Genomic DNA, 10,809 nt, shown 5'->3' with positions numbered 1-10,809 from the left:
CGGCTCAAAATTATATAAAATTTCAGCCTTTAGGGTTAAAATTTTGCAAATCAAATGTGGAGGTTTCAGGAACCTCAATTGAATCCGAATTTGATCGCGATCCCGCCATATACCGAAACCTGGAAGAAATCATAGTCGGTACGCCAGCGGTATTCTCCCCGGCAATAGACGAAGAAGCGGTCGAAGTGATACTCGATTCGCGTGTTGGCGGCCAGCGAGGGATAGGTTTTCCAGGGACGGCGGATGATGGACAGGGAAAGGTCGGCGGCCGGAATTAACTTTTTGCCGGGACGTAGCAGGAAACCGGGGTTGATCCCCAGAGACTCGTAGCGAATGCCTTTAAAGGTTTCGTAATAAGCGAGAATGCTGAAATTTACATTTCGGTAGCCCAGGCTAAAGGTGCCATCATAACTGGCATCGTTCACCGTGCCGCCAATGGTGGCGTTGCGAATATCCACTCCCGTTGCCGCAAAGAAATAGGTGTCTTCCCGGCTAAGCCACATTTGCCCGAAGATTTGTGCGGGAAGCAGGAGCAGCGCTAAGATACAGGTCCATTTCATGGTTTACCGGGCTATACCGGTACATAAAACTGACCGGGCTTTGTCATGTTTTCAATTTCCTGATGGTTTAAGTTGCTGGCTGGTAGCGACCTATGAAGATAGTATATAAATACAACTCCTTTCTAAAACTTAGGTTAAGAAGTGGTTGATAAAAAATTATAAGGCAGAGCGTTAGATATGGGGAGAATTGGTAGTTTAGGGGTGTTCCTTTTATCCGGCTGAGGGATGGTCAGGAGAAGATAAATCGGGTTATAGGGAGTTGAGCCAATTATCTAAAACAAGCAGATGAAAAATAAATTAATTTTTCTAGGATTATTAATTCCAGTTATTTCACTATCTCAGGAAATAAACAGTGAAATTCAAAAACTATCAAATAAGGTAGTTCCAGAGTTTTGTGGCTGTTTAGAAGAATATGATATGCTTGAATTTGAAGAAAAATTTGGAGATTGTTTTGGTGCAAACCTTCAGAAATACGAGAATGAAATGAATCAATTCTTTTCAAATGACACAACCCAAATTGCTCAACAACAAAATGATAGATTTGTTGCAGATCTATTGATGGGAATGCAAGCGAAATTATTTAAAGAATGTCCGGTTTATTACAATTTTATAGACAAAATGAAGTCTGATGCTATATCGGAATTGAGAGCAAATGACGTAGGAAATAAACTAGATTCCTTAAACAATTTAAACGAATCGCAGCGAGATAATCGCTTTCAATATATGAAGGCCTCTATGCTTTTTGCTGACAGGAATTATCAAGAAGCTAAAAATGCAATTAACGAAGGTCTAAAACTAAATACTGATAATGAAAGATTCAAAGTTCTCCTAGCCTGGATATATGAGGAAGAGAAGGAAATAGATAAAGCTGTAAAAATTTATGACGAGTTGTACACAGAGAAGGGGAGGATAGAATTAATGCTATTTAGAGAGTTTACAAGGAGTAAACTAGTTGAACGTAAAGAACCGGAAAAAAACTGTTCTGATTTTAAAACTGGCAAATTTAAAATGGGTGGAACGAACGGTAGAAGATTGGTTCTAATTGAAAGGACAGATAATATCCAAATTGAAACAAGTGTCAAAGATAATTCAGTGACTACGATGAAAATTGAATGGATAGATGATTGTAGTTACATTCTTAAATATACTGAAAGTACGAATCCTGAAATGGATGAATATATTGGTAAGGAATTAAATGTTAGTATTATCGGAACTTCAGAAGACAATATGAGATTTAAGGCTACCATGAATGGCGTGGAGCACGTCATGATAGATGAAATGCAAAAAGTTTCTGATTAATCTAAAGATAACTGCCTACGCCAAATGCTAATCACAATTGACAGCCATAATCGTCAGCTGGCATTTAAAAAAAAAGTATTTGAAAATTGAAAAACATTCGAACAAAACTTCAAGAAGTATATATTCCATTTATAATAATAGCGATTGGAACAATTCTATTGTACAATACGCTTCGCTGGATTTTAGATTTTAAGCTTGGCATTCTGCCTTTAAAAGATGATCTACTGAATTTTTGGATTCCTTTTGCGCTACCCTGGATACCTGTTTTTCTTTGGTTAAGTAAAAGAATTAAGATATTAAAAGTAGATGGGAAGAGTGAAAATAAATATTTTTTTTACCAATTTGTTATGGTTGCTGCCATTGCGATTCCAATAATGGTAAGCCAAAATTATATTGAAAAGAGTTCATTTGACTTACAAAAAATATCCACAGTATCGGATATAGGTGATCATAAAAATGAGAAGTATTTTAAAATAAGTTCTTTTAACATTGATCATAGTTCAAGTCTTCCCTATATAACAGCAAGAACCTCAGGTCGAAATAACGATCGTTTAAACTACTATTTATATTTCGCCTGTCCCTTTGAAAAAAATATTTCTGTCTGGTATGGAGTAGATTTTCAAAAAAGTATAGGTAATCGAAGTAGTGATAATATTAAAGATTCGGAATACAGAAGTTTTATAAAAATGTCGGAACGAGATTTTAATGAATACGATTTCCAAAACTTGAGATATTTTGAAAAACTTGGATATTCTGATGACAGGGATGGATTCCTTGAAGCGATAAAAAATAAATATCCAGAAATAAATGAAAATGAGCAAATTATTCTAGTGCCAAAAACAGAGGTTTTTGAGAATAGACTTGGAAATTTATTACCGTGGATTTTTGGTTCATTTGGTATTGGAAGTTTAGTTGTTCTATTTATGGTTGTGATTCCAAAAATTGACGAAAAGGAATTTAAAAACTTTAAAGAAAAAAGACCAGCAAAGAATGAAGAGTTAGAAGCTATTCTAGATTTTCTGAATCCAAAAGGAGAAAATAAAGGCACGGCAATTCTAATGGTTCTTAATATTCTAGTTTTTATCGTTATGGTATTTCAAGGCCTAAATATTGTCTCTCCAACTTCACAAGAATTACTTGGAATTGGAGGTGTTAGAAGATTTGAAGTATTAACAGGTGATTATTGGAGATTATTTACTGCTATGTTCATTCATGGTGGAATACTACATTTGTTAATGAATTTAGTTGGGCTTGGAATTGGTAGTGTCCTTCTAGAATATATACTTGGATCTAAGAAATTAATCATTACATATATAATTTCAGGGATTCTGGCTAGTATAGGTAGTATTTATTGGCATGATCACACAATAAGTGTAGGAGCTTCCGGGGCTATTTTCGGACTTTATGGAATAATATTAGCATTTTCAGTTTTTAATATCTATTCTAAAACGATGCGTAAAACAACCTTGTCGCTTTTGGGAATTTATGCTGGAATAAGCCTAATATTAGGCCTGTTTGGGGGTATAGACAATGCAGCCCATATTACGGGCTTAATCAGTGGATTCATTATAGGTGGCACATTGATCCTACTTAATAAAGAAAATTTAATATTAAACGCAAGATAGCAGTCGTAAATTTGGTATATCCACCATCCTTAGTCAGAAAATCTTTAACTTGATCAATAAACTAATACTAAGCCGACCTCCCGAAGCTTCGGCGCCGCGTCCTCACTCCCGCGACTTGCGATAATTGAGGCCGTTGGCGGTAATTTCATAATTGACCCCTTCATAAAAAAAAGGATATTGAATGAATAACAATCAATATCCTTTATAGAATTAGCTTTGAAAATTAGGTTTTCAACTCAAATAAAATTTACATATACAATATCCTGTTTAAACCTACCAGGAATTCATTATTCAAGGCCTCTGGTTTACCATTTAATCGCTCTACGACTGCTGCAACAGCCAAATCTCTTCGTTTAGGAAGGCGTTCTCTTTCCGCAGTGTCAATTAATTCTTCTATTTCTTGCAGGGAAAGATCTGTACAATAAACAGGAGAGCCTGGTTGCTGTCTCCAAGAATCAGCGAGTGAACCTGCATAGAAAGCATCGAATCCGGTGTCGTTCACTAACTGCATTGCGATTTTACGATCCTGTTCACGATCTGCAGCAATTGGGATGGCAATACGATCCGGACTTCCGGCTGGCTTTCCACTTTTTTCAAAAGAAATATAACCAATTGCATTCCAGGCTTTAGCAATAGGTCGCCCAAGTTGTTCGCTTACCCACAAACTTTCTACCTGGCCATCATCAATAGCTGCAATTTTGTTATCGCGTGACGGATAATAGTTAGAGGTGTCTATTACGGTTACATCTTGTGGTACTTTGGCAAGAAGCGGTTTGATCTCTGGAACCCTGTTTAAGGGAATCGATAAGATAATTACATCTTTGCCCTCTACAGCTTGCTCAGCGGTAACAGGCTTTGCCCCTGTAACAAGTGTAGTTTCGTCTATATATTCCGGACCTCTTGAATTGGCTACTTCTACTTCGTGTCCAGCCTTGGGTAGTTTTAAGGCTAATGTTTTACCAATACTACCTACTCCTAAAACTCCTATTTTCATATCATTATTATTTATTAAAACTTAATTGCAAAGTTAGGGTTTTTCACTTTCCTTTGTAAAGTACTTTCCTAAAGGAAAGCGATATAAAAGAAAACCTATGGCTGTAAAAAAGGGATACAATAATTGCCTGGATACGGTGAGACCCGTGAGGGATACCTTAGAGGTGATCAATGGCAAATGGAAATTACCAATCATTATTTCAGTAGGTATTGGTAACGAAAGATTTACTGATATTCAAGATAGTATTGATGGCTTAACACCAAAAGTATTAGCAAAAGAGCTTAAAGATTTGGAACAACACCAGCTTATCAAAAGAATTATTATAGAGGATTATCCAGTAAAAATATCGTATAGATTAACCCCATATGCAGATACCTTGAACCCAATAATCTTTGCGCTTAAAGATTGGGGGATCAATCACAAAAAGAAAATATTTAACAAAGAGTGAAGGATTGGAGAAGCCTAACTAAAAACCACCGTCAACAAGGATTCATCTCAAATTCCGGATATTGTGGAAAAAGTGTAATTTAGAATACCAATAAAGAAAAACGGTAAGCCTACATCCCGAAGCTTGGGGACCGGTTTCTATCCGTGACTTGCGTTAATTGAGGGCGTTAGGTGTCACAAATTAAAATCAAGGTAATTATGATCCGGATATCTTACACTGCTTCACTACTCATTATTTTAAGTTCAGTCCTTGTGAATGCACAAGTCACGGTCACTACAGACATAGATTATATTTCTGATTCTGTCTACGATGACAACAAGGATTTGTTGGATATCTACATGCCTGAAGGAAAAAAAGATGTCCCTGTTATCGTTTATTTTCATGGAGGAGCTCTTTTAGTTGGAAATAAAGATATGGATAAGGATTTCGGTTATAAAGTTGCTGAGTCCGGAATTGGTCTGGTTAGTGCCAACTATCGGTTATCTCCTGATGTCAAACATCCAGCCCATTTAAATGATGCAGCGGCTGCTACCGCATGGGTAATCAATAACATAGAAGCATATGGTGGAAATCCCCAAAAGGTCTACGTTGCCGGCCATTCTGCCGGAGCTTACCTGGCTGCACTACTTGCAATTGATTTATCGGTGTTGAAAGCCCAAAATATCGAGCAGTCTAAGATCAAAGGAGCTATATTAATTAGTCCGTTTCTTTTTGTAGAGGAAACAGCAAAAGTCCGCATCGAAAGAGACTCCATCTACAAGACGATTTGGGGAAATGAACCGCAAAGTTGGAAACAGGCCTCTGTAACACCTCATATTCTACCTAATCGTGATAACATTTTACTTATCTATGCTGACGGAGATGATGATTGGAGAAAAGAACAGAACGAACGATTTGCTACGGCGATGAGAGCTGCGGGAAATGTTAATGTATTTACGAAAGAAGTGCCCAATAGAAATCACATGACTCTACTTTCTGCAATTCTAGATGACGACGATATGGTTGCAAAGCTGATAAGTGACTTTGTGATGAAGGAAGAATAATGAATAATACGATAACAACGGTTTATTACCAATATCCGCCACCGTTAGAAAGAAAATAAGTAAATTGATCAACAAACCATACTAAAGCTACTCATAAAGCTTAGGAGTCCGTTGCCTGGCCTCCCAATGTTCAGGTAACAATACCAGGGACCGGTTGCAATAAGTATAAATTCAAAATAATATGAAAAAATTAGCATTCGTACTACTGTTGATATTCATAAGTTCCTGCAAACAGGAAGAGCCGAAAGAGTTTTCTTTAGAAGGAAAAACACAGGGCATGAAGGATGGAACTGTACTATACCTGGATGCCGATGATTCGATCCTGGATTCAGCCAAAATTCAAAATAATTCATTTTCGTTCTCTACAGCACTGCCTGAATCTCCAACCCAGGTAATACTGCGCACCAAGGATTTTTCAGAATACCGGTTTTTATGGTTAGAAGACAGCTCAATGACTTTCGACGCCTCCGGTTCAGATTTTAGAAATGCCCTTGTATCTGGCTCCTACGAAGAAAACCTGAGCCAGGAATTAAACGCTAAAATAGACTCCCTGCCAAGAAGTAAACAACTCGAATTGACCAGGGAATTCGTCAAAGATCATCCGGAGAGTATTCATAGTTCCTATATCCTTTCGGTTTATTCTTCAACCTGGGGCAAAGAAAAAAGTATTGAATTATTTGAGAACTTTTCAGAAGAGAATAAGAAGAATCAATACGGGAAAAAGATCGCCAATTTTATAGAATTAAACCAAGATCTGAAGATCGGTGACCGATATGCAGATTTCGAAATGGAGGATACCACGGGAGAGATGAGGAAACTATCCGGATTCGAAAATAAGGTGGTTTTACTTGAATTTTGGGCTGCATGGTGTGGCCCCTGCCGGGAAGAAAACCCCAATCTTGTTAAGACCTATAAAAATTTTCACCCTAAAGGTTTCGAGATCTTTGCGGTTTCTTTAGACTCTGATAAAGATTTCTGGTTAAAGGCGATCAATGATGATGGGCTGGTATGGGATCACGTTAGCGATCTGAAAGGAAATGAAAATAAAGCAGCTTTGATCTACGGATTAAATGGAATACCCGACAATTTTTTGATCGCAGAAAATGGCAAAATCGTCGGCCGAAATCTTAGAGGGGAAGAACTGGATAAAAAACTACAGGAAATACTGCGATAATCATTTAATAGAGAGCCTGAGAATACTTATAATCATATTGCTATTCTGTATCACACATGTTTCTGCGCAGGAAGTGAAAGGTATCCTGTACGATTCTGAAGGAAGAGTTGCAGATTTTGAAATTGTGAATCAAAATACGGGCGTTCAATCTGCCACTGGTGTAGAAGGTTTTTTTGCAATTCAAGCCGAAGTGGGAGACAGCCTGGTTTTCAATTCGATTCAGTATGAAAAACAACTACTCATCGTTGAGCCAAGACATTTACAGGAAACCATCGTAGTTGAACTAAAGAAAAGCATTAATGCCCTGGACCAGGTGAATATCAGCTCTTCCAGCGGGGAGTTCAATGCGGAAAGGGAGAACACAGCACTTAAAAAAGAATTTGTTTCAGATCGGGAAAGGAACTGGTTTCTTTATGAAATTCCCAATTCCAAAGGGAATTTGTATGATGGACTGGTTTCGATCTTCAATAAATTATTCCCGAAAGAACCTGAAATTCGAATTATAGAGTTAAGGGATTTTCAGGAATTATTCGCCTCGGGCGAAACCTTGAATTATGAGTATTTAAAAGCTAGGTTGCAGATTCCTGAAAACCGCTATAATTTATTTTTTGACTATTTGGAATCTAAATCATTGAATTATGATTTATTAGACGAATCAAAACGCCTGGATCTGATCCAACAAATAAATGACCTGGCTGAAGAATATTTGATGATGCTTGAAATGGATGAATAGGCTATATAATTGCGCTGGAACAGGTTGCCTGCAAGCGATCGTTAAAAGAATACGACTTTAACAGACCTCAGATAAGGATTTAAAGTTATAAACTCGCCAAGCATAAAGCTTGTTTATAAATTGATAAGATTGCCCTAAATAAAAATTATTTAACTTTAGGAATCGCATTATCATTCTAATTTTCAATTAATAATAAATTATTTCAAGATATGTCTGTTGAAAGAGGTCCAAAAAGTCTTCACGAGCATAATAAGTCGCTTTTGTATTCAAACAGGCCAAAATTCAAGGAAGATATAAGAGATACTATTCACGTTGATAAAATAAGAACAGATGGTATTTTGTTTGAAAAAATTGAAGAAGATCATTTAGAAAAAGTAATTGCCCAAATCAAGGCAAACGCAAAAAGAGAATTATTCAAACAGTTCAAAATGCTGGCCATCTCCATATTCATAACTATTGGGATCATGATTTTTCTAAAAGATTATCTCGACCAAAGATTTGCGGTTTAAATAAATTAGGAACCAACATTCGCCGGAATTAAAAAAATATATGCGAAATAGAATTGAATTAATAAACGCTTGCGACCAGGACTGGAATGCAATGAAAAGTCTTGGAGAAAATAAGTTTTGTGATAAATGTCAAAAACAGGTCATTGATTTCACTGGAGTTAGGAAAAAAGAAATTATTGAAAAACTCAAAGTTTCCGGGGCAGTTTGTGGAAAACTGAATCCCTCTCAAATACAAGGACTAAGCGCGAGAAATAGGAAAAGGAACCACACAATTTCTAAACAAACACTTTCTAAAATTACATTCTTTATTGGCTTTGGTTCTATGATTGGCCTAACTGAACCTGTAATTGCCAAACCCAATTCTTATAAGCTGGAACAGTTGGACAAAGCGAACTGGCAAAGCGTATTACCTGTGAAAACCATTAATGATTCCATTACTGTCAAGGGTAAAATCACTGATTTAAATGGTGAAGCGATCCCTGGGACTAATGTGATCCTCAAAGACTCGAGAATAGGAACACAAAGCAATCTAAAAGGAGAGTTTATATTCAAAATCCCAGTTGAAAAAATTAAGGACAAAAATTATTTGATAATTTCCTTCATAGGCTTTAAAACAGAGGAGGTAAGATTTTATAGAAAAAACAGGTATTTCAATATCCAACTAACCGAAGATAATACGCCACTTGGTGGGATCGCTTTGGTCCAGGAACGCAACCTTTTTGATAAGGTGGGTAATTTTTTTCATAAGTTGTTTTCGAATCATAAGACCTGTAGCTAAAAAATCCGGATGCTAATAAGCGGCACCGTTAGAAAGAAAAAACTTAACTTGACAGACAGAGCATCAAAAAAATTATATCTTGAAGCTGCGAAATTAGAATTCTTATTCTGCCTTTCTGGGGTATGGGGATCTTAAGCAGGTAGATTTTCAGCTGAATATTAAATGCATACTGGTTGAAAATTTTAAAGATTGAATAAATAATAAGAGAACTGAAATTAACAGGAGTTTCTGAAAATGATCAATCCCTCAAACATCGAAAAATGAAAATACGACCTTTAATTTTGTTTGCATTAACCACAATGTGTGTGGGAACTATAAGCGCTCAATCCAATGATTGCATTACCATGGGAGCTTTGGCCTATGATGATGCGAAAGCCGAGAATTACGATGCTGCCTATCCCGCATTACTGGAATTATGGGAGGAATGCCCGGAGTACAGCCTTAATACCTATATCTATCTTGAAAAAGCCATAAGGAAAAAACTAGAGAATGCTGAAGATGGGGATAAAGAGGAATTGATCGATGAATTATCTGAAATCTGGAAGGCTAGATTAGAGCTATATCCAAATAAAACCAGTAAGGGTGATATTTATTCTGAAGAAGCCAAGCTGAAGTATAAAAATAAAATTGGTTCTAAAGCTGAGCAATACAAGGCTTTCGATAAAGCCTTTAATGAAGACAGAGAAAACTTTACAAGTCCTGTAGGCTTGTATGCCTACTTCTCTTTGCTGGTTGACCTGCAGGATGCAGGTGAACGCTCCCTGGAAGATGTTTTTGAAAAATATGATGAGGTGATTGCCAAAGTAGAGGAAGAGGAGAATGAACTGGCAGAGAGTCTTGCCAGTTTGATCGAAAAGCAGGAATCTGGCAAAACCTTGACCACAGAGGAAAAAAATATCCTGAAATCTGCTGAAACCAACCTGGAAGCCTACAGTACCGTAAAAAAGAGTATCAATGGGAAGTTAGGTCAGAGAGCCGATTGTGATAATTTGATCGCGCTGTATAACAAAGACTTTACGTCTAATAGTTCTGAAGTAGATTGGTTGCAAAAGGCCAATGCAAGGCTTTCAGCTAAGAACTGTACTAAGGATCCGTTGTTTTTCAAGGTTTCTGAAGCACTTCATAAATTAGAGCCCTCAGCAAGGTCGGCTTATTCGCTCGGGCAGTTAGCTGAAGCGGAAGGCGACCGGCTTAAGGCACTTAATTATTATAACGAAGCGGCAGAGCTTGAAACCAATAAAGCTGATAAGGCAAAGATATTTTACAAAATTGCGAACAACTATAGGGACCAGGGTAATCTGGGCCAGGCCCGAACTTTTTATAAGAAAGCGCTTTCTGCTAAACCTTCCTTAGGGATTGCCTATTTACATATCGCGAATATGTATTCTAAAAGCGTTAATGATTGTGGGTCTGATCCATTTTCAAAACGTGCGGTTTACTGGCTGGCGGCAGACTATGCGGAAATGGCAGCAAGGGTTGACCCCTCATTAGCAAGCGATGCAAACCAGGCGGCAGCTGCCTATAAAGGTCTTGCGCCCCAGAAATCGGAAGTATTCCAGTCTTCGTACAAGTCTGGCGATGCGATCAAGGTAGGATGCTGGATAGGAGAAACGGTACGGGTTCCAAATTTCTAAAATAAACTAGCC

At 37.3% G+C, this 10,809-nt stretch carries 11 protein-coding genes; 9 read left to right on the top strand and 2 right to left on the bottom strand.

Annotation, left to right across the window (positions count from 1 at the left end):
• Window positions 1–74: 74 nt before the first annotated feature.
• Window positions 75–560, bottom strand: a complete 486-nt coding sequence (locus MKO06_RS03010) for a hypothetical protein (RefSeq protein ID WP_241550861.1) — start codon at window positions 558–560, stop codon at window positions 75–77.
• Window positions 561–845: 285 nt separating this feature from the next.
• Between MKO06_RS03010 and MKO06_RS03005 the strand changes: the two genes are divergently transcribed.
• Window positions 846–1,859, top strand: coding sequence for a tetratricopeptide repeat protein (locus tag MKO06_RS03005; RefSeq protein ID WP_241550860.1), 1,014 nt, complete (start codon window positions 846–848; stop codon window positions 1,857–1,859).
• An 86-nt stretch (window positions 1,860–1,945) separates the two neighbouring features.
• On the top strand, window positions 1,946–3,484 hold the full coding sequence (locus MKO06_RS03000; RefSeq protein ID WP_241550859.1) for a rhomboid family intramembrane serine protease: 1,539 nt from the start codon (window positions 1,946–1,948) through the stop codon (window positions 3,482–3,484).
• Between the two features lie 247 nt (window positions 3,485–3,731).
• On the opposite strand, the gene MKO06_RS02995 is transcribed toward MKO06_RS03000, so the two are convergent.
• Complete coding sequence (locus tag MKO06_RS02995; RefSeq protein ID WP_241550858.1) at window positions 3,732–4,478, bottom strand: NADPH-dependent F420 reductase; 747 nt, start codon at window positions 4,476–4,478, stop codon at window positions 3,732–3,734.
• A gap of 97 nt (window positions 4,479–4,575) precedes the next feature.
• On the opposite strand from MKO06_RS02995, the gene MKO06_RS02990 reads away from it, so the two are divergent.
• The 7 genes from MKO06_RS02990 (at window position 4,576) to MKO06_RS02960 (ending at window position 10,797) form a co-directional block, all read left to right on the top strand.
• On the top strand, window positions 4,576–4,926 hold the full coding sequence (locus MKO06_RS02990) for a winged helix-turn-helix transcriptional regulator (protein WP_241550857.1): 351 nt from the start codon (window positions 4,576–4,578) through the stop codon (window positions 4,924–4,926).
• 197 nt (window positions 4,927–5,123) lie between these two features.
• The gene (locus MKO06_RS02985) at window positions 5,124–5,969 is read left to right on the top strand and encodes an alpha/beta hydrolase (RefSeq protein WP_241550856.1); all 846 of its coding nucleotides are present in this window, start codon (window positions 5,124–5,126) and stop codon (window positions 5,967–5,969) included.
• A 181-nt stretch (window positions 5,970–6,150) separates the two neighbouring features.
• Window positions 6,151–7,143: a TlpA disulfide reductase family protein gene (locus tag MKO06_RS02980; RefSeq protein WP_241550855.1), complete on the top strand. Its 993-nt coding sequence runs from the start codon at window positions 6,151–6,153 to the stop codon at window positions 7,141–7,143.
• Window positions 7,073–7,876 carry a hypothetical protein gene (locus MKO06_RS02975; RefSeq protein ID WP_241550854.1) on the top strand — a complete coding sequence of 268 codons (804 nt, stop codon included), beginning with the start codon at window positions 7,073–7,075 and terminating at the stop codon, window positions 7,874–7,876. The genes MKO06_RS02980 and MKO06_RS02975 overlap by 71 nt, the downstream gene beginning before the upstream one ends.
• Before the next feature lie 209 nt (window positions 7,877–8,085).
• Complete coding sequence (locus MKO06_RS02970) at window positions 8,086–8,385, top strand: hypothetical protein (RefSeq protein ID WP_241550853.1); 300 nt, start codon at window positions 8,086–8,088, stop codon at window positions 8,383–8,385.
• A gap of 40 nt (window positions 8,386–8,425) precedes the next feature.
• A complete protein-coding gene (locus MKO06_RS02965) occupies window positions 8,426–9,163 on the top strand; it encodes a carboxypeptidase-like regulatory domain-containing protein (RefSeq protein WP_241550852.1) in 738 nt (245 codons plus the stop codon).
• A gap of 260 nt (window positions 9,164–9,423) precedes the next feature.
• Window positions 9,424–10,797: a hypothetical protein gene (locus MKO06_RS02960; RefSeq protein WP_241550851.1), complete on the top strand. Its 1,374-nt coding sequence runs from the start codon at window positions 9,424–9,426 to the stop codon at window positions 10,795–10,797.
• The last annotated feature ends 12 nt before the right edge of the window (window positions 10,798–10,809 follow it).

It is taken from the genome of Christiangramia oceanisediminis, from assembly GCF_022570735.2.
In the GTDB taxonomy this organism is placed as follows: domain Bacteria; phylum Bacteroidota; class Bacteroidia; order Flavobacteriales; family Flavobacteriaceae; genus Christiangramia; species Christiangramia oceanisediminis.
The sequence above is the reverse complement of the archived record's forward strand: the minus strand, read 5'-3'. Positions and strand labels throughout refer to the sequence as shown.